Consider the following 23,769-nt stretch of genomic DNA (forward strand, 5'->3'; position numbering starts at 1 on the left):
ACATCGTCACGAACGGCGACTGGGATTCGACAGTAGCCGGGGCACCGTCCGTCCGGCTACCTCAACATACCGCTGAACGCACAGTCAGTAACCGTGCGTTCTGGCTCGTCCGCTCGACTCTGCCATCCGCTGGACACCCGTCTCACACACTCACCTACACGTCTGCTGAGTCGCCGTCCACCGCCAGCAGCAACCACCACAGCGCCGACCAGGGAACCGACTCCGACGACGAGTTCGACACCGCCGGACCGAACCCCTCCAGGTCACTCCCCACGACGCCCGCCGCACCACTCGAGACGCCAGCAGCAGGTCCGTCCTCCCTTTCGGACGCACCCGCCTCGTCCGACCGGCGCGACGTCGATTGCCCGTACTCTCGAACCGCGTCGTCGACCAGCCCGCCATACGTCACCGCCCGCTCCAGGGTACCCGAGTCTGCATCACCAATCAGGCCCCCGATGCGCGCCGTCGCCGCACACGAACACCCACCACCGCGGACGACCACCGACACCTCGTCATCGTCGACCGCGCCCGACGGCGTCCCGACCACCGACACCTCGCCGTCGTCGACCGCGCCCGACGGCGTCGCGACCACCGGCCCCGCGTCACCGTCGACGTGCTCCCGACGCTCGTTCCGCGACGCGACCTCCCGGCCCATCGTCCGCATCGCGGACAGCGACCGCTCCGCACCGTCCGACGCCTCGAGGAGCAACTGGCGCGCGCGAGCGTGCAACCAGTCGCTCCACAACATCAGGTCCGTCACGTCATCACCACCAGCACCGCTAGCCTCCACGCCGCCCAGGACGGTGGCGAGCGCCTGTCCGTGTCGGTCCAGCGCCTCGACGGCGACCCCTGTGCGGACCGCCGCCGACGGCGCCTCGCTCGCTGTCTGCCGACTCGGTCCGTCGCTCGCCGCCTCGACGACCAGCGCCGCGACCAGCGACGGCACCCCGACGTCGCTCGCGCCGAACCCCCGCCCGAGCGCACGCGGACGTTCGATTTTCCCCGCTCGGTCCAGCCGGGAACGCGTCTCCCGAGCGAGCGCCGTCGCACGCGCCGACACCAGCGCCGCCGGCGACTCGAACTCAGTCATCGCCCACCGCCCGCTTCGGTGACTCCGAAGCGACCACGTTGCTCGTCCAGGTCCCGCGAGCGAACCACGCGACCGCGGCGACCATCGACAGGACGTTCGAGAGCGCGATCGCCACCCACACGCCACCGGCACCCATCCCCAGTACCTCCTGGAAGGCGTACGCCGGCGGCAGCCGGAACACCCACAGCGAGAGGATGGCGAACGTCATCGCGAGCCGCGTGCTCCCACTCCCCCGGAACGCTCCCTGCACGACCTGAAACACGCCGATGAACAGGAACGTCGGCCCGATGATGCGGAGATAGTCAGCCCCCAGGGCGACGACGTCCGGCGCGTCCGCGATGAACACGCTCGTGATGGGGCCCGCGAACGCGTACGCCACCACGCCGAGGACCGCCAGCACGCCCGCGACGATGACCGAACTGTACAGCACGGCCCGCCTGGCGCGGCCAGCCTGCTGCGTGCCGAGGTTCTGGCCGACCACCGTCTCCGTCCCGCGCGCCAACCCGAGCGCCGGGAGGAACACGAGCGAGTTGATGCGGTTCCCGATACCGAGCGCGGCGACCGCGTCGTCGCCCGCGAACGCGACCAGCGCCGTCAGCACCGTGATGCCGAGCGCTCGCGTGGACTGCTCGACGCTCGCCGGTGCGCCCAGCGAGACGATGCGCTTGACCATCGACCACTCGAGGACGACGTCCGACACCGAGAGATGGATGCCGACCTTCCCGGAGAACAGCCAGACGAACCCGAGAACCGCGCCGAGCCCCCGGGAGACGACCGTCGCGATGGCGGCACCCTGAACGCCGAACCCGTCGAAGCCGGTGAGGGCGTACAGCGACGACTGGAGCCCGTCGAGTCCGAGCCACGAGAGCAGGACGTTCTCCTGGAACCCGAGGATGAGGAACGGGTCGAGGAGGACGTTCAGGGCGACGCCCAGGGCCATCAGGTACAGCGGCGTGCGCGTGTCGCCCCACCCCTGGAGGAGCGCCTGGAAGATGAAGAACCCGAACATGAAGAGCACGCCGATGAATATCGTGCGGGTGTACTCGACGGAGAGCTGGTACTCGACGCTCCCCGGAGTCGCGCCGACGAGGTCGACGAGCCACGGCGAGAGGACGTACCCGAGGACGGAGAACGCGAGTGCGACGACCGTGACGAACGCGATGGTCTGGCCGGCGACGTAGTTCACCTGGTCGTCGTTGCCCGCGCCCTTGTTCTGAGCGACGAGGACCGTGCCGGCGACCGTGAAGCCGCCCGCGATGGATATCATGAGGAAGACCAGCGGCCACGAGTACGACAGCGCCGAGACCGCCTCCTGGCCGAGGCGCCCGACCCAGAAGGTGTCCGCGAGGTTGTACCCGACCTGAAGGAGTTGACTCAGGACGATGGGGAGTGACAGGACCAGGAGTGGTTTCAGGAGGTCGCCGTCGGTGAGGTTGACGTCCCGCGTGCTCATGCCTCGGCCTCGTCGGCCGCGAGATCGTCGAGAGTCGCGTGTATCATCGTGCGCACCGGGTCGACGACGTCGTGGTCGGCGGTGTAGCGTTCGAGCATCGCGCCGTTGAGCGACGACAGCAGCCAGGTCGCGGCGCGGTCCGGGTCGACGTCCTCGTGGATGCGGCCGGTGGCGACGCCGTCGACGATGGCGGCCGCGATGCGGTCCCGGAGGGCCGCGTCGATGCGCGTGAACTCCGCGCGATACTCCGGGCTACCGATGGCTTGCGCGCGGAGCTGGATGATGATGTGTTGGGCGTCGCGCATGTCGTCGTCGACGTCGACGGCGAGGTACACGTCGACGATTCGACGGACGGTATCGAGCGGGTCGGCCTCGTCGACGTCGTCGAGGGAGGTGAGGAAGCGGTCGCCGGCGAACTCGAGGAAGGCGGCGACGAGCTCGTCCTTCGAGCTGTAGTGGTAGTAGAGCAGGGACTTGCTCTTGTCGAACGTCTCGGCGATGTGCGCGATGGTGAGGTCGGTGTAGCCGTGTTCTCGGAGGGCGCGGTAGGTGGCCTCCATGATCTGGGTCTGGGTGTCGGTCGCTTCCGCATCGGCGGCGTCCTCAGCCATCGTCCTGTCTCCGTTCGGGTCGGTGAGCGTCGAAGTCGCCGAGGTCGGTCGTGCACCAGTGGCAGAACTCGAGCTCGGGGTCGAGGGGCTTCCCGCAGTGCGGGCACTCGACGGCCTCGTCGTCGTCGACCGAAGGGGTGGGCTGTGCGTCGGCGGTGGTCGCGCTGCCCTGCGATGCCGCGTTCACGCGTCCGGACTCGCTGGCCCCCGGCGAGGACTGCTGCCGGTTGTCGAGCCTGGCGAGGAGGTAGGCGTCGGCGACGCTCAGCGCGATGACGGTGAGCGTGGGAAGGAACTGTTCGAGCGGGACGGTGTCGCCACCGGCGGTGGCCATGAGCGCCGATTCGGGCACGTAGACGGTCGTGACGACGGTGGCGAGGGCGAGCCAGCCGACGGCACGGAGCCAGCGACGGAGGTAGAGGTGGCCGGCGCCGGTGGCGATGACGCCGAGGACCGCGGCGAGCCAGGGGCGTCTGGTGGATGAACGTTCGACCATGCTGCTGAATAAACGTTCAGTCAGTATAAGTCCTGTGACCTGTGCGCCGCGAACGTTCCGAACACAACAGCGGTCGACGAACCTTCGTCACGAACCCACCCGTCCGCGAGCGCCGTCTCAAACCGACGTGAAGAACGAATGCGCGAACCGAAGCAGGTCCTGATCGAACTCCTCAGGGTCCTCGATGCGGAAGTGGAACAACCGATTGCGGAGGTCACCGACCGCCTGCACCAGCTCCCGGACGACGTCCTGGCGCTCCCCGAACACCGGCTCGAAGGCATCCCAATGCATCGAGACGAACTGCGCGTAGTGACCGAAACTACAGTGCTGGACCGACGCCGGCGCCGGCAACGGATGCGACTCACCGAACGTCGACGCCAGTTCCTCCTCCAGCTCGTCCCCGAACACCCGCTCGAACGTTCCACGGATCGCCATCTCGATGGCCTCGATCAGCAGGAACGGCTCGATGGCATCCTCCAAGCGCACCAGCAGGTCGTGATCCGTGAGGATGTGCCACTCGCCGTCCCGTTCCGTCAGCGCGTACGTGTCGTCCGCAAGCACCTCGAACAACGAAAGCACGGGGTCCCCTTCAGAGACCGTCCGAACGTCCTCGACCGCTGCTGAGACCGACACCCGGTCGAGCCGCTGGGTCTCCACGTCCAACTGATGTAACGCCAGCAGCGACCGTACGACCGACCGATACGTGATCACGCCCACGAGCTCGCCGTCCCGCGTCACCCCCATCTGCGTGTAGTCCTCCTCGAACATCCGCCGTAGCGCACGCTCGAGCGTCAACTCGTCCTCGATAGTCTCCAACGGATTCTCGACGGACAGGTCGGCGACAGTGTACATACGACCAACAGTACCGTCGACGAGCATCAATCTTCCCGCACACGTCACGGGAATCCTCACGACGGGGCGTCGTCACCGGTACTTGAACAACGTCGTCTCCAGATGGGACTCGACGTACGCGCGATTCTCGTGTAGGATCGACGGGTCGTCGACCGTCACCCCACGCTCTATCGCACCGTACGCGACCGAATACACGAACTCCGCCACCTCGCGCGAGTTCACCGCCCGGAACACGTCCTCCTCGATACCCCACTCGATTGCCTCGACGAGCAACGAGACGACCAGTTCGTCCGACCGCTCGAACTGCTCGCGGTACGACTCGTGGTACGGCGCCTGCGCTCGCAACTCCAGGAGCGCGCGGAGGAACGTGAACCGCTCGTCTTCGAGTTCACTCGGTAACAGCAGGTCGACGATCTCGAGCAGGTGCGACTTCGGGTCCTCCCCGTCGGACGCCGCCAGGTCCGACTCCAGCTCGTCCAGGAGGTACTCGAGGAAGTCCCCGAGCAACTCCTCCTTGTCCTCGTAGTGATAGTAGATGAGTGACTTGCTCTTGTCGAACTCGTCGGCGATGTTCGCGATCGTCGTCGCGGAGTATCCGTGCTGGAACAGCGCGCGATACGTCGCCAGCATGATCTCGTCGGTCGTCTCCGCTTCGTCGCTCGACTCGCTCATGACTCGACCGTAGACGGACGCCCCAGTAAACCGTTGTCACTCGTCGCGCGGCCATCCGCCCCCGCATCGACCTGTTCGAGAAGGGTCCATACGCTGGCGGTACGGGCCTCGACTAAAACGCGGCCCTCAGAGCGAGCGTTCGAGGTCCTGCAGGCGCTCGACGCGCGATTCGGTGCTCGGGTGCGTGCTGAACAGGCGGCCGATGGTGCCTCCCTTGAGTGGCTGGATGAAGAACGCGTTCATCTCGGCGTTCTCGCGGGCGTCCCGCGTCGGCACGGCGTCCATGCGGTTGTCGATGCGTTGGAGTGCGCTCGCGAGCGCACTCGGACGGCCGGTGATGGCGACCGCGCCGCGGTCGGCCGCGAACTCGCGGTACCGGGAGAGCGCACGCATCAGGAGGAACGAGAGGATCCAGACGACGAACGACGCGACCATCGCGACGAGCACCGAGGGGTTCTCGTCGTCGCCGCCGCCGAACAGCCAGCCCCAGCGGAGGACGAACATCGCGATCGCGGAGAAGAACGACGCGACGGTCATTATCATGACGTCCCGGTTCTTGACGTGCGCGAGCTCGTGGGCGACGACGGCCTCCAGTTCGTCGTCGTCGAGCGTCTCCAGGAGCCCGGTGGTGACGCAGACGGTCGCGGCGGACTGGGACCGTCCGGCCGCGAACGCGTTCGGGGTCTTCGTCTGCGCGACGGCGACCGCCGGTTTCGGAAGGTCGGCCTGCTGGCTGAGTCTGGAGACGACGGCGTGGAGGTGCGGGTACTCGTCGGTGTCGACGGTGCGAGCACCCATCGCGCGGAGCGCGAGGCGGTCGCTGAGCAGGAACTGGCCGCCGAGGAGGGCGCCCATGACGACGATACTGACGAGGATGCCGGCGTCGACCAGGACGAGGACGCCGACGAAGCCGGCGTAGAGCGCGGCGAGCAGGACGACGGTGAGCGCCATCCGCGCCTGGAGTCCGCGGTCGGTCGGGAGTGTGTTGGCCATGTGGAGCGTGTGAGTGGGTTGTGTGAGGATGCAGTCGAGTGTGTTGACGTGCGGTTGGGGTCGCGAGCGTTCAGTGGGGTTCGCGAGCGTGCGGTCGGGCGTGAGTGCGTGGTGGTCGAACGTCGCTCAGGTGGTGGTGTCGTGGTGGGGGCCGTCCGGCGGGTCGACGACGAGGCGGCCGTCGCTGTGGACGGAGACGGTGCAGGCCGCGACGACGAACTTGACGACGCCGGTGGAGGGGACCGCGGTGGTCTCCGCGTCGAAGAGGTCGCGGATCGAGCGTGCGTGGGCGCGGTCGTACTCGTCCTCGACGACGCTCCGGGCGCTGTCCGTTGCGGTGGCGACGGTCTCGGCGACGGAGTCGTGGAGCGACGTGGTGTCGTCCCAGGTGGTGTGGTAGCGCTCGGTCGCGGTGGTGGGTTGGGTGGTGTGTGACATTGGTCGACGTGGGCGGACGCCCACAACACTGAATGAACGTTCAGTCAGTATAAGTCTTTTCGTCCACACCAACCCCCGGCACCAACGCCAGTATGACATTCGAGCCGACCGGAGCCCGCCGCGCCCGCAGTGGACCGACCCGTATCGGTCGACGAACTCCGAACGCGTCCTCCAGCGGCACGTTCTCGCCAGACCGAGAGGGTTCGCGAAGCGACGTGGCCGGAACCGGCCCCCTCGGGCCGACCGTCGAGTGACCGACGCCGACACGTTAAGACGGTGTGGGTCCGAGACGACGGCATGGCGAGGAACGAACGGGTCCCGATGCCGGCCCGACGCGACCGGAGCGCATGCACGACGAGGCGGTCGCCGTGAGCGACCGGCTTCCGTCCGAACACCTGCCGCCGCTCCCGCGCCAGGTCGACGCCGTCCTCGCGGCCGTCGGCTACGAGATACCGGTGGCCATCGACGCCATCGACGACGCCGTCCCGGGGTACGGCGGCCTCTTCGAGCCGACGACGTCCCACGGCGAACTCCGCGACGCACTCGAACGCCTGCGGGAGTCGACCCTCACCCGCCCGGACGCCCCCGAACCGGCCGGTGAGGCGTTCGTCCTCTACGTGGACGGAAGCTCGCGAGGGAACCCGGGACCCGCTGGCGCAGGCGCCGTCATCATGGACGCCGAGGGGAACCAGCTCGCGCGACTCGGGCGCCCCGTCGGGTCCCGAGCGGGGAACAACACCGCCGAGTACGTCGCGCTCCACCTCGGCCTCACCGAACTCACCGCCCGCTACGACCCACGGAGCCTGGAGGTCCGCATCGACTCGATGACCGTCATCCGCGACGTCTGGGGCGGCGACGAACCCACCGAACCCGGCGTCGACGAGTACAGCGACGCCGTCACCGACCTGCTCGCAGCGGTCCCCGACCACGGGTACACGCACCTGGCAGACAGCGACCCGAACCCCGCCGACGCACTCGCGACCGTCGGCGCCGACATCGCAGCCCTCGGCCCAGGCTGACGGTCGAGTGACAGACGAGGTCGAGGTGGACCGCTAGCCGGCGAACAGGCCGCCGACGCCGACGAGCGCCATCAGGACGCCGACGACCCGCGTGAGGATGACCTTCCAATCGGCTGTCTCGACCTCGGACCAGGAGCGTTTGCTTCCGATGGAGTCGAACCGTTCCTCGAGGCGCGCCATCTTGTACGGCCAGACCGCACCCGGCAGTCCGAACACGAGGAGGACGATGGCCAGTCCAAGTTCCATACCCCAAACCATCAGCAGACTGGTAAATACCTTCTGGACTCCGACACACATCCCACCGGGAGCGATACTGCCGCGGCGACTCGCTTTGACCCACGCTCCAGACGCAACCAGATAGGTGTCTCCGCCTGGCGCAGGTCGGCCGCCGCTGCCGTCGCAGGCTCACCGATAGGCGGCTTCGATAGCCTCCGCCAGGACCTTCGGTCTCCGGTAGTGTTTGCTCACGGGCGGAACCTCCTCGTCGAGATCCAGCAGATCGTAGACCGCAACCATCGCCGACCGGACCGAGTACTCGACGGTGAACACCACGTCTCTGTCGACCTCGGCGTACTGACCGAGGAACGCGAGGTTGTTCGAACCGTCGGGGACGACCGCCGGGCGGTCCCCGGGTTCACGAGGCTGGAAGTGCGCCGTGATGAACGGCATCATCGCGGGAATGCAGTTCACGTCCTCCAGCAGCTCCGGCAGTCGGTCCTCACAGTCTAGGTGGTAACACAGCTCCTGGAGGATCTCCCGGCCGGTACACTCGGACATCGGCTTCTCGACGTAGTTCCCTTCACGGTCGGGGAACAGCCCGTAGCCCCAGAAGACCTTCACGTCGTCCGGCTGGTTCGCGAAGTGGGGCTGCGCGGCGACCACGGTCGACAGCAGCCAGTTCGACCCGAGGTAGGTAACGAGCCCGTTGCCGGGGGCTTCGTCCGTGAACTCGACGATGCGGTCGAACAGGTCGGTGTTGCGAAGCGTGACGGTGAACGACTCCCACTTCGTCTCCGTGACGTTGTCCGCGAACGCCGACGGGTTCCCGAACTGCGGGTTCCCATCCGCGATGGACTTCCAGAGCTCCCAGGACGCACCGGTCTCGTTCAGGTCCGGCGCCTCGTCCATCGCTCCGAGCGAAGTCCCGTCGGTCATCGAGCCGTTGGTCACGAACACCAGGTCGGTCGGCTCGACCGGAATCGTCTCCGTCCCGCTGTCGGTCTCGCAGTGAATCTGCGTGACCGTCCGGCCAGCCCGGGAGGTCACGATGTCCATGTCGGTCACCTCGTGCCCGTACTCGAAGGAGACACCGCGGTCCTCGAGCCACCGTCGCAGCGGGAGGATCATCGAGTCGTACTGGTTGTACCTGGTCCGGTCGACCCCCTCCATCGTATGGAGCCGGGGGAACTCGTGGAGGAACCGGTACATGTAGCGACGGACCTCCGCGACGCTGTGCCAGGGCTGGAACGCGAAGATAGTCGCCCAGACGTACCAGAAGTTCGTCTCGAAGAAGTCGTCGGCGAACCACTCTTCGATCCGAGTGTCGCCGAGTCGCTCCTCTGGCGTCACCAACAGCTCGACCATCGAGCGCCGGTGGCCGCCGGTGAGTCCGTAGTTCGAGGCGTCGACCCGCGTCGCACCGTCCATCAGCCGCGTCTCGGCGTACGACTGGTGCGTCTCGTTGAACTCGTTCATCTCCGCCTTGACCGACCGCGAGGGGTCTTCGAGCGACGGGATCGTCCGGAACAGATCCCACGTACACTCGTAGGCGGGGAAGTTGAACATCCGGCCGCCACGGATGACGTATCCCTCCTCGGGGTCGCCTGCGCCGTCCATCGCTCCGCCGACGACGTCCAGCTTCTCGTAGACGTGGATGTTCTCGCCGGGCATATTCCCGTCTCTGACGAGGAAGGCTGCGCCGGCCAGTGACGCGATACCACCGCCGGTGAAGTGCGCTTCGCGATCGGTGACGTGGGGTCGTTGGTGAATGGTCATTGTGGGTCTCTCCGTTCGAGTCGGTCACGGCGTGGGTCGTCGTCCCGTTACGTGTAGGAGTACGCTGGTTTCGGCGGTAACGCTTTGCAGGATAATCCCGGTCATTTATACGTAGAAGGGCGGCAACACGCGGCTGCGGCTTCGACGAACAGTCACACCGTCGTCCGTCGACACTCCTCGTATCAGGCGCTATTGCGGGCTCGCAACCGTCTCTGCGACGAGTTGCTCGTGGCCGCGTCGAAGGCGTTCGGAGAGCGCGGACGTGGTCGTATCGAGTTCCTCCGCGAGTGCGGCAAGGTCCGTCTTCCGCGGCACTTCGAAGTAGCCCGTGCGATAGGCGACACGCAATGCCTCCCGCTGTGGTTCGGTCAGGCCGTAGCTCTCGGGACCGCCCTCGGCTTCGATGAGCCGACGCGGCTGGAAGTCGATGCCGCTGTCACGACAGGTGTCGCTGAACGCTTCGAGCGCGCTTCGATCCGCGAACTGGGCGCTGACCTGCCATCCGTGTTCGGTCACGAGCGCACCGCTCGGATACGTCTGACGGTCGACGAGCTCGCCGTAGGTTCCGACGTACGCCGTATCCAGGACGACCCGATACCGCGATTCGACGAGCGCCGACTCGATGGCGACGAAGTCGACGACCGAGTCCGCTTCACGCAATGCCGCCTCGACGTCGTCCGGGTCGACACCGGTCGTCGAGAAGACCAACGCCGGCTCCCCATCGGTACCCAGTACGGTGTTGTCGACCGTCAGTATCGTATCGACCGTCGCCGCAACGCTACAGAGCGGAAGCGCCGCCGAATGCAGCTCGAACTCACAGATGACGCCCATACTGTGGCGTCCGAACAGCGCACTGTAATACTGTGGGTCTGCTGTCACTGGGGTACCCGACTGGCTCAGACGACGAAGTGCCGTACGTCCTCAAACGTCCCCGTCGATGACCGCTGCGACCCGCTCGTGGTCGAACAGTTGTTCCTCTCCGGAGAGCTCCGGGTACGGGCCTCGCTCGTAGGTCGGCCACTCGCCGAAGACGTCGGGGTACAGCTGCTTGGCGGTCATCTCCAACTGGAAGAGGTTGAGGATCGGCCCCTGGTACCTGGCGCCCTGTGCGTAGACGCGGTCGTTCTTCACGGCGGAGAGCTTCGATGCGACAGCGTCCTCCTCGAAGGCGGTCCGACGTTCGGCCATATCCGTCCCCGGCTCCATCCCGCCGAGGTGCAAGATCACGTCGGGATCCGCATCCAGCAGCTTCTCGAAGTCGATGACGGAGTTGCTCTCGACGCTGCCCTCGAACGCGTCACGAGGCCCGAGCGGCCGGGTGTGTGCCGTCAGGAACCCCGGTGTGTTCATCGTGTACGTGTAGATTTCGTCGACGTCGGCGGCGGCGATCATGACGGCAGTCGGTCGTTCGGACCGCGCCGGCAGGTCCGCCTCGATGGTCGCCAGCAGGTCGTCGCGGACGGCGGCGAGTGCCTCGTACCGCTCCCGCTCGCGGAACGCCTCGGCGACGACCTCGAACTGCTCCCAGAGTCCGTAGTACTCGTAGCCCTCGGCGTAGTCGCCGGTCGGTTCCCGATGGATGTCGCTGAGGGAGTTCCCGAGCCACGGGGAGACGTTCTCGGCGATCTCGTCGATGTCGGCCGCGTCCCAGTTCTCCTGTTGGGTGATCCACGCGGGGTCGGCGAGGTGGACGTCGCTTTCGAGCGCGTAGAGTTCCTCCTTGTCGGGTTTCCAGGAGGAGTAGAGGCCGGTCCAGTCGAGCGAGACGCCGGGGAGGCGCTCGACGTACTGGTTCCACAGGCCGTCGTAGTAGTCCGGGGCGTGCATCGCGGTGACGTCGTCGCCGTGCCCGAGCGCGAACGCCATGCCGGCGTGGTGAGTGAGCCGCGTGAACACCGTCTCGGGTGGTTCGTCGAAGGTGACCTCGCCCATCGGGGACATCCGCACGGCGTACGAACCCCGTTCGGTCGTGGTGGCCGACGTCTCGCCCGTGGCCGTGTCCGACGATTCGGCGGTCGTCGTCGATTCGGAACCGGACTGGCTCGCGCATCCGGTGAGGAGCCCGCCGCCGATGACTGCGCTCCCGTACTTCATGTAGTCCCGTCGCGTCGGTGTCTGGCGTTCGCTGGAATCGTCTCCCATAGGATTTAGGCCTGCCTAAAAGTTGAAAAGCGTTCCGAACTTTAGGCCAGCCAAAACTAGGTGAAGCCCACCGCAGCGCGGACACATCGGCGACCTCCTCTCGAACGCCTGCAGCGTCCGCTTGCGAGTCCCGGTCTCCACCGACCTGCCGGTTGAGCGCGTCACTCTCCCCTCGGTCGCGCCTGACACGCGACAACGGGGACGGGAGGGTCGTGCACTCGTCGTTCGCACCACTACGACAGGACGGTTCGGAAACGGACGAACGGGCGAACCGCCTCTCGACGGTCGTTCCGTGCGCGTCAGTGGACGAAGTGGGTTACCATCGCGTTCGTCAGCGAACGGTGGCGGTTCGACCAGCGTCCCGTCCGAACCTGGACACACGCGCGGCCTCCCCGTCGATTCCGACGGGCTTCTCGGGGGGCGCTGGTCTCGTGGCACCGCCATCGTGCATCTCTCCGAGGACGCCGGCGGCGGTCACTCCTGAAGCCCTCGATACAGGGCATACGTGACGAACACGGCGATATACCCGAGCGCGAGGACTTCGGTGACGACCGACCTGCCGAGAACGACGACCAACACGATCACGAGCGGCCCGAGCAGCAGCAGCGAGTCGAACACGCGGTCGTCCGCGCCGGCCTCGAACACCGACTCGATGACCGGCAGCTTGCTCGGTCTCACGTGTATAGCCCTCCACGCTTGAGCGCGGTTCGAAGCAGCACGAGCACCGGGATGATCTCGAGGCGCCCGATCCACATGTTGAACAGGAACGTGAGCTTCCCGATCGTGGGCAGCGACTCCGCCCCCGTGATGCCCGACGAGAGGCCGACGTTCCCCTGTGCACTGGCGACCTCGAACAGGACGTTCGTGAGCGAGTACTCTCCGGACGGAAGCGCGAGCAGCAAGACGAACGTGCTGAGCACGAGGAAGGTGATCCAGAGAACGACGATGATGGCCGCCTCCATGAACTCGCGACTGGCCTCCTCCTCGTTCAGGCGACGTCCATTGATCTCCAGTCGCCGGACCGCACTGTCCGGATAGAAGACGTCCGCGACGTGATACCGGATGCCCTTCACGAGCGTCAGTCCGCGGATGAGCTTGATACCGCCCGCGGTGGAACCCGCTGCACCCCCGACGAACATCCCGAACGTCACCGTGAGTTGGGCGTACGACGGCCACCGCCCGAGTGCGACGTTCGTCGCATCGACGGCGGTCTGGAACCCCGTACAGGTAGCCGCCGAGACGAACTGGAAGAGCCCGTAGCGCACGGCAGCAAACGGCGTCTCGTAGGGCCCCCCGTAGTAGAGGAACCCCCATAGCAACGCCGACCCGATACCCATGTACCCGAACACCCATCGCGTCTGGAGGTCCGAGTAGAAGTTCCGGATGTCCCCTTGCAGGATGAGGTAGTGAACGGGGAACGCGATGCTCCCGAGCACCATCACGGGAACCAGCACGAAGTCTATCGCGGCGCTATCGTAGGTCGCGATCGAGTTGTCGGTGATCGAGAAGCCACCGGTCGCGAGCCCGGTCATCCCGTGATTGATTGCCCCCCAGATTGGCATGCCAGCCAGCCACAGCGCGAGGATGCCGATGAAGGTGAACAGGATGAATATCCACCAGATGGTGCGGACCGTCGAGACGATGCTCGGGTGGATCTTCTCCGAGCGTGCCTCGCTCTCGTAGAGCGTCAGCGACCCGCTGCCGGGACGCGACAGGATCGCCGTCGTCAAGACGATGACGCCGACGCCACCGATCCACTCGGTGAACGTCCGCCACCACTGGAGCGTCCGTGGAAGCACCTCCTCGTTGTCGGTCATCGTGAGCCCGGTGCCAGTGAACCCGCTCATGCTCTCGAAGACGGCGTTCACTGGGTCGGTGAACGCGGCTAACGTCGACGTCTGTGCAGCGGCGAATCCGGGGAGGTCGAGCTGGGCGCCCCACGCGATGGCGAGGAACGGGAGCGACCCGAAGAGACCGACTGCGGCCCATCCCGAGGCCGCGACGACCATCCCGTGGAGTCGCCCCGGAGCTTTGGCGTCCTGGAACCGGTGATGGAGTATCCAGCCGATTCCCACCGGGACGACTGCGGACACGAAGAGCGCTGGGAGCGCATAGTACTCTCCCCAGAGGAGGGGGACGACGAGCGAGACGAGCATCAGGCCGCCGAGCGCCTCCAGGATGCGGCCGAGGTCCCGGCCGACAGTCGCAACCGACCCGTTCATGCGTCCCTCGTCCGTACGACCGGCGTTCCTGCGGTCGTCCACGAGCACATCGTCTGCTTACTGCGGGTCGTCTTCATAGTGGCCAAAGATGTCCGTGATCTCCGGGTCGGCGCCGATACCAGAGTACACCGTCAGCAGGTCACCACCCTCGATCATCGTATCCCCGCGAGGGGTGATCGGATGGTCGTTCGACTCTCGTTCGATCGCGACGACCAGCATCTCTTCGGTGATGAGCCCTGCCTCCGTTGCTTCCTGAAGCGTCTTCCCCGCGACAGGCGCTCTGTCGGTGACCGTGATCTCGAAGACCTCCGCGTCGTCGCCGACCCGCATGTAATCGACGATCGCGGGCCGTGCGACGGCTCGATAGAGGTACTCGGCGATGAGCTGTTGCGGGTTCTGTATCGTGTTCACCCCTATCTGCTCGAACAGCCCCATGTGCTCCGGGTTATGAACGACCGAGAGGATCGCGGGTATCTCGAACTCCTGGGCGAGCAGACAGGTCATCACGTTCGTCGCGTCCTGGTCCGTCGTCGAGATGAGCGCATCGGCCTCCTTCGCACCGGCGTCGGCCAACGTGTCCTTGGTCGTGGCGTCGGCGTTCAGGACCAGGCAGTCGAACCGGTCGGCCGCTCGATTCGCGCGTTTCTCGTCCAGCTCGATGACGACCACCTCGTTACCGGACTTCGTCGCAATGTCGATCAGTGGTGTGCCGATATCGCCAGCGCCGATGATGATGATGTACATAGTTTTCAGACCTCAAGTCTCCGCATGATCGTTTCGCGAACCGACATCGGGGACTCTTCCTCTCCGCGTGCCATCACGAGTGCGGACACGTAACCCTGGGGTCATACACGAAGGCATATCTCGCAACGATAAATATCCACCGTCATCCCAAACGATTGCGTAGGAATAAACGAAATTCGTTTCCTATCGTTCCTCTGCGTCGCTGGGCCGTCTACTGCCCATCTACGAGAGATAGAGCCAACGTGTCGCTATCGATTTCCGGACAGCCTTCCGAGAATCGAACGGACACCCCATAGTAACTTAAAAGCAGCTGTGTCACCAATCCTGCCGTATAAATATGGCCCTTCAAATCGATACGATAGACGAACAGATACTCTACTATCTGTCGCAAGAAGCCCGGCACACGTCCGCACCCGATATCGCAGCGGAGGTCGACGTCTCGGCGCCAACCGTCCGGAACCGTATCCGTCGACTCGAAGAGGCGGGCGTGATACGAGGATACCACGCGGACGTCGACTACCAGAAGGTGGGCGGGCGACTCACGAACCACTACGTCTGCAGTACCGGCTCTCGCGATCGGGAGGAGATGGCCCAGCGCGTCCTCGACGTGCCCGGCGTGATAAACGTCCGGGAGATCATGTCCGGCAAAGGCGATCTCCGGATCACGGTCGTCGGGACGGATACGGATAACCTCACGCGGGTCGCACAGGGGATCACGTCACTCGGCATCGAGATCGACGACGAGGACCTGATTCACCGGGAGTACTTCCGGCCCTACGCTCCATTCGGCCCCCGGGACGAGGCGTCGGCATCAGCAGTCACTGGCGTTGCGGGACTTGCCGGCGACGCGGACGTCATCGAAGTGCTCGTCAGAGACGCAGCGCCAATCGCCGGGAAGACGCTCCAGGAGGCGAACGAGGACGGACTCATCCCCTCCGACGTACTGGTCGTCCGGATCAACCGCGACGAGGGAAGTATCACGCCGACGGGGGAGACGACCATCAAAGAGCGCGACTTCGTGACGATCCACTCACGGTCCGGTGTGACCGAAGAGACCCTCGAAGTCTTCACTGGAAACTGACGACGCGAACACGTCCGTCTCACCGTCACCCGCGTTCGCGGTTCGGAGATCGACTGACTGGCCGAGCGGCCATCCCCGGACGGACCTTCCAACGCACCCGTGATGGACTCTTGCTGCTAGGCTCGCTCGTTCAGAACTCCCAGCGCGGACGCTGGAGGTACCAGCACCGCCACGTCAGTCTGGCCGAGACAGCGACGGTCTCCTCGTACGCGTCGTCATGGCGCAGTACGTGCGTTCACGGAGCCGTTCGAGTATCACGAAGCTGATGACGCGGTCGTCAGCAACGGCTCCCCACAGGGCACCTCCGGTCCGCACGTGGTCGCGACGAGTCCTTGGGTAACTGGCAGCTGGCAAGCCTTCTGCAACTTGGCGTAACAGGCTGTAACGTTTTGTTACAAATCGTTACGATTATGTGGGTGGCCGAGACACCGACACGTATGTCCGAACCGGTTCGCATCCGCGACGACGACCACGAAGCCATCACCGCGGCCCAAGACGTCCTCGGTCTCCCGTACCCGGAGGTCGTTCACCTCGCACTCACCACGGACATCCTCAGCGGTAGTCCCGCACAGAACGCACGCCGCGCCATCCAGTACTACCACACGTACGTCCTCGAACAGTACGACGCCATCCAGGACGTCCCCGTCGAGGACATCACCCTCGACAGCGCCGACCAGGCAAAGGCCGGGCTGACCATCGGTGCGCAGAAACACGAACAGCGGCTCGCGAAGCAGCGCTAGATGGATCGACTCCCTTCACCGGTTGCGGGGTTCCGTTACCAAACCAGCATCACCCGTTTCCTTCGGTCGAACCATCGAGACGCGGGTCCCGCTCGCGCTCGACGCTCGTGGTCCCAGCGGTCTGCAGGTGGTCAGTATGCCGTTGCAATCGTCTGCATGGTGGAACGATTCCGCCAGTGCGGGTATCCCTGTCACCGTCGAACCGGCACATATGACATTTCGGAACTCGAGTGCGCTCGACAGACGCACCGTGCTCGCCCTGGTCGGGAGCGGTTCCGCCGCCGTGGCGGGCTGTCTCGGCGGCGATGACGGAACCGAGACGCTGCCCGCCACCGAGGCGTCGACCGACCAGGTCCCCGACGCGTACCGCACCGCGACCAGCCTGAACGGCAACCAGCGCGACCCCGACTCCCTCGCAGCCAAGAGCGACCTGAGCTATCAGCCCGAACCCAAGGACGGGCAGCAATGTTCGGGGTGCGCCTACTACGTCCCCGACAAGAACGGCGACGGCGTCGGCGCCTGCACCATCGTCGAAGGGATGATCGAACCCACCGGGTACTGCACGAGCTACGTCGCCCACGAGGGGTCGACCACCGGCACCGACGGCAACGCACTCGCACCGGTCGACGCCCCCGGAGGCAGATAGTGTCAGTCAGGTGTCCTCTCTGATACGTATCTCGTGACGGCGACCGGCAACGGTGACCCACTCCGGTGTTCGGGGCAGGTGCTCAACTACGCACGAGCCGTCAGGGACGAACGGGCGGACCGACGCTAGCTATCGGCACACGAATTATGGATGGCCACCACCGAACGCGCCGAATGGCTTCCGGTCGGGTGACCGCGTAGCCCAGAGCCGCGACGGTCCCCGGTCGACCAGCTCGGCAGCGCCTCGAAGGGAACTGGTTCGTATGGGTAGTCGACGCATAGCAAAGCGTTCGTAGTCGAAAGGTGACGGTCATGCAGACCGTATTGCTCGCCGCAGGCGACGGGGAACGCCTCGAACCACTCTCCGCGAGCGTCCCGAAGCCCCTCCTCCCCGTGGGCGGCGACCCCCTCCTCGTCCGCGTCGCGCGCCGCGCGGTCGCCGCGGGCGCGACGGACCTCGTCGTCGTCGTCCCCCCGTACTACCAGCCGTTCGCGCGAGCGCTCGGCGAGACGGTCGAGGGCGTCCCGGTGACCTACGCCGTCCAGCCGCGACCGATGGGGACCGCGAACGCGCTCGTCGTCACCCGCACCCACCTGGACAGCGACTTCGTGGTGCTGCCCGGCGACACAATCTACGACGACGCGGCGCTCCGGTCGCTGTACGCGAACGTCCCGACGGTCGGCGTTCGAGCGCGCGACGAACCCGCGACCGACCCCGTCGTCGTCGGCGACGGCGGCCCGCTGGACGTCGGTTCGCTCGCCGACGAGGGAACCGGCGCGTACGTCGACGCCGGCGCGTGCTCGCTCCCCGCCGAAGCCAAGCACTGGACGCGACCGCCGACGAACGACGCCGGGGAACGCGACCTCGCCGCCGTCGTCGAACGGACGGCGAACGGACACGACCTCCGCCCGGTCGTCGTCGACGACCACGTCGACGTGGACGCGCCCGGTGACCTGCTCGCCGCGAACCGGCGGGCGTTCGACGAGTGGGCCGACCGGTCGCCCGGACAGGTCGCGGACGGTTCCGTCCACGAGATGGCGCGACTCCACGGCCCGGTCCACGTCGAACCGGGCGCGTCCGTGGCGTGCGGCGCCGTTGTCGAAGGGCCAGCGATCGTCGCCGCAGGGGCACGGGTCGAAGCCGACGCGTACGTGCGGCCGTACTCGTACGTCGGCCCGAAGGTCGTGGTCGGGCACGGGAGCGAGGTGTCGGCGTGCATCCTGCTCTCGGACGCGACCGTCGGTTCGCAGTCGACGCTCGCCGACAGCGTCGTCGGCCCGGACGCGGACGTCGGTGCGCGAACGAACGCCCTCGGCCCGACGTGCGTGCCCGACGCGCTGGACGCCGACGCTCGAACCGGTTCGCAGTCGACGCCAACCCCCGAGTTCGGCGTCGTCGTCGGCGAGAGCGCGACCGTCGGTGACGACGTCCACGTCGACCCCGGTGTCGTCGTCCCCCGATACGCGACCGTCGACGCGGGAACCCGGCTCACCGACGGCGACGGACGCTGACGTACAGGCCGCATACGGTCCCGGGGCTCGACGCCTACCGTCGAGACAGCCCCACGCTACTCTCACCGGGCGCGTGCTAGGCGGAGTGTAACTAACGGACGAACGAGTGACCGTTACTAGCGTCGAGCCGGTCTCGAACCGGCCAACACATCCACCATGGAACTTACCGTACATCCGCTCCGCGAGGAGAACGTCGGAAACGGCCTCGTGGCGGTCGACATCGCCGCGATGTCTCACCTGGACCTCTTGAGCGGTGAGTTCGTCGAACTCGCGAACGGCGACTCGACGATCCTCCGACGCGTCTGGCCGGGGTACCCGGAGGACGAGGGCGCGGGCATCGTCCGCATCGACGCGGTCCTCCGCGAAGCGCTCGACGTCGAGACCGGTGACGTCGTCGACGTCGCAGCGACCACGCCCGTCGAGGCCGACGCGCTGCTCGTCGGCGTCGAGGAGCCATTCGCCAGCCTCACGTCGTTCAAGCACTCGCTGCTCGAGGACCTCGAAGGGTGCGTGCTCGCCCCCGGATGCACGGTCGCGACGACCTTCGATGGCGCACCGGACCGCGCTTCGATACCCGTCGCCATCGCCGCCGCCCGCCCCGACGGCGTCGTGCGCGTCACCCCCGGGACCGACCTGGAGGTACGAGCGTACGCGCACGCCGGCGAAGCGGAGCATCCGGACGCGACGACGGACGCGACGGACGCGACGGACGACGGCGAGGACGCCGACCGCGAGCCCGTCGACCCCGACAGCACGGATGGTCAGGTGGACGCGGACGGGAACAGTACAGACGGGCAGGTGGACGCGAACGGCGACAGCACCCGTGAGGCCCGTAGCGACGGCGGGGAGGCGCAGGTCCGCTCGCCCCAGGACGCGAGCACCGTCACCGCCTGCCGGCCCGAGACGACGTACGCGGACGTCGGCGGGCTCGACGACGCGCTCGCTCGCGTCCGCGAACTCGTCGAACTCCCGTTTCAACGACCGGACCTCTTCGAGGAGCTCGGCGTCGCCCCGCCCGCCGGCGTCCTCCTCCGCGGACCGCCCGGGACCGGGAAGACGCTGCTCGCGCGAGCGGTCGCGAACGAGGTCGACGCGACGTTCGTCTCGCTGCCCGCGGCCGAGGTGATGTCGCGGTACTACGGCGAGAGCGAGGAGTACCTCCGCGACGTGTTCGAGGAAGCCCAGGAGAACGCGCCCGCGATCGTGTTCATCGACGAGGTGGACGCCATCACGCCGGAGCGGTCCGACGCCGCGGGCGACGTCGAACGTCGCGTCGTCGCCCAGCTCCTGACGCTCATGGACGGCCTCGACCAGACCGACCGCGTCGTCGTCATCGCGGCGACGAACCGCGCCGACGCCATCGACCCGGCGCTCCGGCGCGGCGGGCGCTTCGACCGCGAGGTCGAGGTCGGCGTCCCGGACCGCGACGGCCGCGCCGAGATCCTCGACGTGCACACGCGCGACGTCCCGCTCGCGGACGACGTCGACGTCGACGCCGTCGCCGATCGCACGCACGGGTTCGTCGGCGCGGACCTCGCGAGCGTCGTCCAGGAGGGCGCGATGCGTGCCCTCCAGCGCGCACACGGCGATAGCGCGAGCGCGTCGATCCGCGAGGCACCGGTCGTCACCAACGCGGACTTCGAAGCGGCGCTCGAGGACGCCGACCCGTCCGCACTCCGGGACATGCACGTGGAGATTCCGGCTGTCTCGTGGGAGGACGTCGGCGGGCTCGCGTCGGCGAAACGCACGCTCCGCGAAGCCGTCGAATGGCCGCTGAAGTACCCGAACGTCCTCGAGAAAGCCGGGCTGGACACCGGGAGCGGCGTGCTCCTGTACGGCCCACCGGGGACCGGGAAGACGATGCTCGCGAAGGCGGTCGCGACCGAGTCCGAGTGCAACCTGCTCTCCATCCAGGGCCCGGAGCTCCTCTCGAAGTGGGTCGGCGAGTCCGAGTCCAGGCTCCGCGAGGTCTTCCAGCGCGCTCGCGAGAACGCGCCCGCGGTCGTCCTCTTCGACGAGATCGACGCCATCGCGGGTGAACGCGGCGGCGCGAACGGGTCCGGCGTCGGCGAGCGCGTGGTCGGCCAGCTCCTCACCGAACTCGACGGTATCGGGAGCCTGGAGGACGTCCTCGTCGTCGCGACCACGAACCGCCCGGAGCTCATCGACGGCGCGCTGCTGCGACCCGGGCGGCTCGAACGCCAGGTGCACGTGCCGGTCCCGGACGCGGACGCTCGACGCGAGATCTTCGAGGTGCAGACCGCGGACGCGCCGCTCGCACCGGACGTCGATCTGGACGCGTTCGTCGTCCGCACGGAGGGGTACGTCGGCGCGGACATCGAAGCGATCTGCCGGGAGGCGGCGACGCGAGCGACGCGCGCGCACCTCGAGGACGTCGCGGACGGCGTCGACCCCTCGAACGTCCCCGGCCCCATCGTCTCGCACGCGGACTTCGAGGCGGCGTTCGCGGACGTGGATCCGAGCGTGCCGGCGGACGTCCGCGAACGCTACGAGCGCTACGAGGAACCCAGCGAGCGGCAGTCCGTCGACGCCGGTTCGCCCGCGGGGTTCCAGTGACGGAGCCACGTCGTCACGCTGGACCGACGGAACCACCACTGGTCGACCTTGGAGTCGATTCCCGACGGATGCACGTCGCGAAGGCCTCGAACGACTGCGAGTAGGGGCCGTTTCCGGTCGATAACCGACGCCTACCGCGGACCGCGAAACCTCTTGAAAGGTTACTGACTGATACCGCGCGTATAACCTTGCCGCTCGCTCACCAGCCCTTCGACGACGGCGCACGCGGTGCCGCGACGACGCGGAGTTCCCGGTGGGAGTCGCGGCCCGCGGCGGGCGCTGCACGAACCATGGAAACAGAGCACATAGACCTTTCAGACGCAGACGACGTTCACGTCGACGTCTATCATTGCGCGTCGATGCACGGGACGCACGAGCAGCAACGACACGTCATCGGTCGCCTCGAATCGCTCGTCGAGACCGGCGACGTCGACCGCGTCCAACGTCAGGCGTGGGCGCACGAGCTCATGCCGGAGGCGGACGACGACTGGTGCGAGGACGCGCGAGCGACGTACTCGCGGTTCTGGACGTGGGCCCGCGAGCACGACCGCACGCTCGAACCCGCGTTCGGGACGCGAACCGTCTCCTCGATGATCTCCGACGACAGCTACGAGGTCATCATGTTCCCCGTCCTCTGCGTCGCCGTGTACGCCGACGGCGTCCTCGTCGACGTGGCGCCCTCGACCGACCCCGAGGCCGACGTCACGTACACCGTCACGGACTGCCTCGACGACCTGGAACGCACCGTCAGCGCGCATCGAGCACGTGCGAGGACCTGACGGCGCGGTCCCCGTGACGACCACCCTGCCGACGGGGCTGTCGCGACGACCGGCCGCGCGCCGACACGTCGAGTTCTCGAACTGCGCGCACCCGTCGACAGCGCTCGGCGACGTTCACAGCCCCCGTCACGAGGTGAAACCGATCGGTCGCCCGTCCTCCCGCATCGAACGCCGCGACCTGACCGGCCACGCCAGTACCGCCCCTGACACGGACATAGATATATCCTCGCGGAGCGTACTCACGGGTAGCTCCTTCTGGAACCCCTCATGACGAACTTCGACGTGGACCCGACGTTCGACCCCGAGGACGGCCAGTATCATCTGAAGTGCGACTGGCGAACGGTCCCCGGGGCGGGTATCGTCCTCGTGGAAGCCGTCGCCCACGTCATGTGCTGTGACCCCCTCGACCTCGAGCCGTTACAGAACGCCGTCGACGTCGACGGTATCGAGTCCATCCTCACCGGTCGACACGTCGCCCCGGTCACCATCGAGTTCGAGTACGCGAACGCACGCATCCGCGTCGGTCGGGACGGTCACGTCGTCATCGACCCGAAGTAGCGCAGTCGGATTCCCGGTTCGCGGCCGGTGTCTAGCGGTCGTCGTCCTCCTCGACGTTCAACGCCGCGTACAACCGAGCGGTGACGACGCGCTCCACGATGTCGACGAGCGGCGGACCGTCGTCGCCGTAGTCAGCGAAGATACCGAGCGGAATCTCGCCGCCGGCCATCTCGCTGTGGCCGCCTGCACTCCCGACGTCCTCGAACGCGGACGCGAGCACCTCGCCGACGTTCACGCGAACGTCCGTCGTGCGCGCACTCAGGTGGATGTCCGCGTCGACGATCCCGAACACGATGGCGGTGTCGACGCCTTCGAGCGTCACGAGGTAGTCCGCGGCCTGCGGGAGCGCGTCGCGTTCGCTCGTCCGACCGACGTGCGAGACGAGCAGCGACCCGCGGACGCTCCGGTTCTCGATGGCGTCCGCGATGGCGTCGACGGTCGCCCCACTGATCGACGGCGCCGAGAGTCGATGCAGGAGGTCCTCGTCGATGCGGTCGTGGAGGTACCCCGCGGCGTCGTACTCCGCGACGGTGACGCCACGGAGGAACCCGAGGGTCTCCCGGCGGATGGCGAACAGGAGCGCGGTCGCGAGCGTCTCCTCCACCTCGACGTCGAGCTCTCGGACGTACCCGGTGAGGATGGTCGCGGTCGCGCCGACGTCCTCGCGGTGGTCGACGAACCGCGCCTGGACGTCCTCCGCCGGGTGATGGTCGAGGACGATGTCGACCGGGACGTCCTCGGGTACCTCGTTGTTCGCGCCGGGCCTGGAGTGATCGACGAACGCGAGCAGGTCACCGGGGTCGCGGTCGCGGACCGCCGCCTCGTCGAACCGCGACAGGTCGATGTCGAGCAGGTTCACGAACGCGCGGTTCTGCTGGTGACTGATCTCGCCGCTGTAGTAGATGTCGTACTCGTCGATGCCGGCCGCGGCGGCGATACGGCCGAGTGCGAGCGCGCTCGCCAGGCAGTCCGGGTCCGGGTTGTTGTGGCAGACGACGGTGAGCGTGTCGCCGTCGGCGAGCAGGTCGAACAGGGCACTCGCGTCCATACCGGACCGACGACGGGATGACACAAGGACCTTCGGGCGAGCCGACCGCTCGAAGACGGGAGCCGACGGCCGTGTGGGGCAGTCACTTATCCGCGTGGCGGT

Annotated in this window: 24 protein-coding genes; 8 read left to right on the plus strand and 16 right to left on the minus strand. The window is 67.0% G+C overall.

Annotated elements, in window-relative coordinates:
- Window positions 1–154 precede the first annotated feature (154 nt).
- The 8 genes from SM754_RS10930 to SM754_RS10965 all read right to left on the minus strand — a co-directional run bounded on the left by SM754_RS10930 (window position 155) and on the right by SM754_RS10965 (window position 6,605).
- On the minus strand, window positions 155–1,090 hold the full coding sequence (locus tag SM754_RS10930) for a hypothetical protein (RefSeq protein WP_323676263.1): 936 nt from the start codon (window positions 1,088–1,090) through the stop codon (window positions 155–157).
- On the minus strand, window positions 1,083–2,543 hold the full coding sequence (locus SM754_RS10935) for an MATE family efflux transporter (protein ID WP_323676264.1): 1,461 nt from the start codon (window positions 2,541–2,543) through the stop codon (window positions 1,083–1,085). The genes SM754_RS10930 and SM754_RS10935 overlap by 8 nt, the downstream gene beginning before the upstream one ends.
- Window positions 2,540–3,154 (minus strand): TetR/AcrR family transcriptional regulator, encoded by a 615-nt coding sequence (locus tag SM754_RS10940; protein WP_323676265.1) that lies wholly within the window; start codon window positions 3,152–3,154, stop codon window positions 2,540–2,542. The genes SM754_RS10935 and SM754_RS10940 overlap by 4 nt, the downstream gene beginning before the upstream one ends.
- Window positions 3,147–3,650: a DUF7575 domain-containing protein gene (locus SM754_RS10945; protein WP_323676266.1), complete on the minus strand. Its 504-nt coding sequence runs from the start codon at window positions 3,648–3,650 to the stop codon at window positions 3,147–3,149. Before SM754_RS10945 ends, SM754_RS10940 begins: the two co-directional genes overlap by 8 nt.
- Window positions 3,651–3,767: 117 nt before the next feature.
- Entirely contained in the window at window positions 3,768–4,502 is a 735-nt protein-coding gene (locus SM754_RS10950; RefSeq protein ID WP_323676267.1) for a CBS domain-containing protein, read from the minus strand.
- A 72-nt stretch (window positions 4,503–4,574) separates the two neighbouring features.
- A complete protein-coding gene (locus tag SM754_RS10955; protein WP_323676268.1) occupies window positions 4,575–5,174 on the minus strand; it encodes a TetR/AcrR family transcriptional regulator in 600 nt (199 codons plus the stop codon).
- A gap of 126 nt (window positions 5,175–5,300) precedes the next feature.
- On the minus strand, window positions 5,301–6,167 hold the full coding sequence (htpX, locus tag SM754_RS10960; RefSeq protein WP_323676269.1) for a zinc metalloprotease HtpX: 867 nt from the start codon (window positions 6,165–6,167) through the stop codon (window positions 5,301–5,303).
- 126 nt (window positions 6,168–6,293) lie between these two features.
- On the minus strand, window positions 6,294–6,605 hold the full coding sequence (locus tag SM754_RS10965; protein ID WP_323676270.1) for a HalOD1 output domain-containing protein: 312 nt from the start codon (window positions 6,603–6,605) through the stop codon (window positions 6,294–6,296).
- Between the two features lie 347 nt (window positions 6,606–6,952).
- On the opposite strand from SM754_RS10965, the gene SM754_RS10970 reads away from it, so the two are divergent.
- Window positions 6,953–7,624, plus strand: a complete 672-nt coding sequence (locus SM754_RS10970; RefSeq protein WP_323676271.1) for a ribonuclease HI family protein — start codon at window positions 6,953–6,955, stop codon at window positions 7,622–7,624.
- Between the two features lie 33 nt (window positions 7,625–7,657).
- On the opposite strand, the gene SM754_RS10975 is transcribed toward SM754_RS10970, so the two are convergent.
- The 7 genes from SM754_RS10975 to SM754_RS11005 form a co-directional block, all read right to left on the minus strand.
- Window positions 7,658–7,870, minus strand: coding sequence for a DUF6199 family natural product biosynthesis protein (locus SM754_RS10975; protein WP_323676272.1), 213 nt, complete (start codon window positions 7,868–7,870; stop codon window positions 7,658–7,660).
- Between the two features lie 159 nt (window positions 7,871–8,029).
- Window positions 8,030–9,619 carry an oleate hydratase gene (locus SM754_RS10980; protein WP_323676273.1) on the minus strand — a complete coding sequence of 530 codons (1,590 nt, stop codon included), beginning with the start codon at window positions 9,617–9,619 and terminating at the stop codon, window positions 8,030–8,032.
- A 189-nt stretch (window positions 9,620–9,808) separates the two neighbouring features.
- The gene (locus SM754_RS10985) at window positions 9,809–10,450 is read right to left on the minus strand and encodes a helix-turn-helix domain-containing protein (RefSeq protein WP_323676274.1); all 642 of its coding nucleotides are present in this window, start codon (window positions 10,448–10,450) and stop codon (window positions 9,809–9,811) included.
- 90 nt (window positions 10,451–10,540) lie between these two features.
- Window positions 10,541–11,761: an ABC transporter substrate-binding protein gene (locus SM754_RS10990; RefSeq protein WP_323676275.1), complete on the minus strand. Its 1,221-nt coding sequence runs from the start codon at window positions 11,759–11,761 to the stop codon at window positions 10,541–10,543.
- Window positions 11,762–12,235: 474 nt separating this feature from the next.
- Window positions 12,236–12,439 carry a hypothetical protein gene (locus SM754_RS10995; RefSeq protein ID WP_323676276.1) on the minus strand — a complete coding sequence of 68 codons (204 nt, stop codon included), beginning with the start codon at window positions 12,437–12,439 and terminating at the stop codon, window positions 12,236–12,238.
- On the minus strand, window positions 12,436–13,983 hold the full coding sequence (locus SM754_RS11000) for a TrkH family potassium uptake protein (protein ID WP_323676277.1): 1,548 nt from the start codon (window positions 13,981–13,983) through the stop codon (window positions 12,436–12,438). The genes SM754_RS10995 and SM754_RS11000 overlap by 4 nt, the downstream gene beginning before the upstream one ends.
- A 57-nt stretch (window positions 13,984–14,040) precedes the next feature.
- Window positions 14,041–14,727, minus strand: coding sequence for a potassium channel family protein (locus SM754_RS11005; protein ID WP_323676278.1), 687 nt, complete (start codon window positions 14,725–14,727; stop codon window positions 14,041–14,043).
- A gap of 337 nt (window positions 14,728–15,064) precedes the next feature.
- Between SM754_RS11005 and SM754_RS11010 the strand changes: the two genes are divergently transcribed.
- The 7 genes from SM754_RS11010 (at window position 15,065) to SM754_RS11040 (ending at window position 22,619) form a co-directional block, all read left to right on the plus strand.
- Window positions 15,065–15,808: an Lrp/AsnC family transcriptional regulator gene (locus tag SM754_RS11010; RefSeq protein WP_323676279.1), complete on the plus strand. Its 744-nt coding sequence runs from the start codon at window positions 15,065–15,067 to the stop codon at window positions 15,806–15,808.
- 437 nt (window positions 15,809–16,245) lie between these two features.
- Window positions 16,246–16,548 carry a hypothetical protein gene (locus tag SM754_RS11015; protein ID WP_323676280.1) on the plus strand — a complete coding sequence of 101 codons (303 nt, stop codon included), beginning with the start codon at window positions 16,246–16,248 and terminating at the stop codon, window positions 16,546–16,548.
- Between the two features lie 211 nt (window positions 16,549–16,759).
- A complete protein-coding gene (locus tag SM754_RS11020; protein ID WP_323676281.1) occupies window positions 16,760–17,194 on the plus strand; it encodes a high-potential iron-sulfur protein in 435 nt (144 codons plus the stop codon).
- A gap of 311 nt (window positions 17,195–17,505) precedes the next feature.
- Window positions 17,506–18,705: a sugar phosphate nucleotidyltransferase gene (locus tag SM754_RS11025; RefSeq protein ID WP_323676282.1), complete on the plus strand. Its 1,200-nt coding sequence runs from the start codon at window positions 17,506–17,508 to the stop codon at window positions 18,703–18,705.
- Between the two features lie 156 nt (window positions 18,706–18,861).
- Window positions 18,862–21,282 carry an AAA family ATPase gene (locus tag SM754_RS11030; protein WP_323676283.1) on the plus strand — a complete coding sequence of 807 codons (2,421 nt, stop codon included), beginning with the start codon at window positions 18,862–18,864 and terminating at the stop codon, window positions 21,280–21,282.
- A gap of 290 nt (window positions 21,283–21,572) precedes the next feature.
- Window positions 21,573–22,061, plus strand: coding sequence for an HTH domain-containing protein (locus SM754_RS11035; RefSeq protein WP_323676284.1), 489 nt, complete (start codon window positions 21,573–21,575; stop codon window positions 22,059–22,061).
- A gap of 267 nt (window positions 22,062–22,328) precedes the next feature.
- Entirely contained in the window at window positions 22,329–22,619 is a 291-nt protein-coding gene (locus SM754_RS11040) for a HalOD1 output domain-containing protein (RefSeq protein ID WP_323676285.1), read from the plus strand.
- Window positions 22,620–22,650: 31 nt separating this feature from the next.
- On the opposite strand, the gene SM754_RS11045 is transcribed toward SM754_RS11040, so the two are convergent.
- On the minus strand, window positions 22,651–23,667 hold the full coding sequence (locus SM754_RS11045) for a DHH family phosphoesterase (protein WP_323676286.1): 1,017 nt from the start codon (window positions 23,665–23,667) through the stop codon (window positions 22,651–22,653).
- Between the last annotated feature and the right edge of the window lie 102 nt (window positions 23,668–23,769).

It is taken from the genome of Halorubellus amylolyticus (assembly GCF_034808145.1).
Classification (GTDB): Archaea; Halobacteriota; Halobacteria; order Halobacteriales; family Natrialbaceae; genus Halorubellus.

What these genes read in the sequence shown, in the direction of transcription:
- SM754_RS10930 (WP_323676263.1), bottom strand. Translation starts at nt 1,090, where the DNA reads ATGACTGAGTTCGAGTCGCCGGCGGCGCTGGTGTCGGCGCGTGCGACG.
- SM754_RS10935 (WP_323676264.1), bottom strand. Translation starts at nt 2,543, where the DNA reads ATGAGCACGCGGGACGTCAACCTCACCGACGGCGACCTCCTGAAACCA.
- SM754_RS10940 (WP_323676265.1), bottom strand. Translation starts at nt 3,154, where the DNA reads ATGGCTGAGGACGCCGCCGATGCGGAAGCGACCGACACCCAGACCCAG.
- SM754_RS10945 (WP_323676266.1), bottom strand. Translation starts at nt 3,650, where the DNA reads ATGGTCGAACGTTCATCCACCAGACGCCCCTGGCTCGCCGCGGTCCTC.
- SM754_RS10950 (WP_323676267.1), bottom strand. Translation starts at nt 4,502, where the DNA reads ATGTACACTGTCGCCGACCTGTCCGTCGAGAATCCGTTGGAGACTATC.
- SM754_RS10955 (WP_323676268.1), bottom strand. Translation starts at nt 5,174, where the DNA reads ATGAGCGAGTCGAGCGACGAAGCGGAGACGACCGACGAGATCATGCTG.
- htpX (WP_323676269.1), bottom strand. Translation starts at nt 6,167, where the DNA reads ATGGCCAACACACTCCCGACCGACCGCGGACTCCAGGCGCGGATGGCG.
- SM754_RS10965 (WP_323676270.1), bottom strand. Translation starts at nt 6,605, where the DNA reads ATGTCACACACCACCCAACCCACCACCGCGACCGAGCGCTACCACACC.
- SM754_RS10970 (WP_323676271.1), top strand. Translation starts at nt 6,953, where the DNA reads ATGCACGACGAGGCGGTCGCCGTGAGCGACCGGCTTCCGTCCGAACAC.
- SM754_RS10975 (WP_323676272.1), bottom strand. Translation starts at nt 7,870, where the DNA reads ATGGAACTTGGACTGGCCATCGTCCTCCTCGTGTTCGGACTGCCGGGT.
- SM754_RS10980 (WP_323676273.1), bottom strand. Translation starts at nt 9,619, where the DNA reads ATGACCATTCACCAACGACCCCACGTCACCGATCGCGAAGCGCACTTC.
- SM754_RS10985 (WP_323676274.1), bottom strand. Translation starts at nt 10,450, where the DNA reads ATGGGCGTCATCTGTGAGTTCGAGCTGCATTCGGCGGCGCTTCCGCTC.
- SM754_RS10990 (WP_323676275.1), bottom strand. Translation starts at nt 11,761, where the DNA reads ATGGGAGACGATTCCAGCGAACGCCAGACACCGACGCGACGGGACTAC.
- SM754_RS11000 (WP_323676277.1), bottom strand. Translation starts at nt 13,983, where the DNA reads ATGAACGGGTCGGTTGCGACTGTCGGCCGGGACCTCGGCCGCATCCTG.
- SM754_RS11005 (WP_323676278.1), bottom strand. Translation starts at nt 14,727, where the DNA reads ATGTACATCATCATCATCGGCGCTGGCGATATCGGCACACCACTGATC.
- SM754_RS11010 (WP_323676279.1), top strand. Translation starts at nt 15,065, where the DNA reads ATGGCCCTTCAAATCGATACGATAGACGAACAGATACTCTACTATCTG.
- SM754_RS11015 (WP_323676280.1), top strand. Translation starts at nt 16,246, where the DNA reads ATGTCCGAACCGGTTCGCATCCGCGACGACGACCACGAAGCCATCACC.
- SM754_RS11020 (WP_323676281.1), top strand. Translation starts at nt 16,760, where the DNA reads ATGACATTTCGGAACTCGAGTGCGCTCGACAGACGCACCGTGCTCGCC.
- SM754_RS11025 (WP_323676282.1), top strand. Translation starts at nt 17,506, where the DNA reads ATGCAGACCGTATTGCTCGCCGCAGGCGACGGGGAACGCCTCGAACCA.
- SM754_RS11030 (WP_323676283.1), top strand. Translation starts at nt 18,862, where the DNA reads ATGGAACTTACCGTACATCCGCTCCGCGAGGAGAACGTCGGAAACGGC.
- SM754_RS11035 (WP_323676284.1), top strand. Translation starts at nt 21,573, where the DNA reads ATGGAAACAGAGCACATAGACCTTTCAGACGCAGACGACGTTCACGTC.
- SM754_RS11040 (WP_323676285.1), top strand. Translation starts at nt 22,329, where the DNA reads ATGACGAACTTCGACGTGGACCCGACGTTCGACCCCGAGGACGGCCAG.
- SM754_RS11045 (WP_323676286.1), bottom strand. Translation starts at nt 23,667, where the DNA reads ATGGACGCGAGTGCCCTGTTCGACCTGCTCGCCGACGGCGACACGCTC.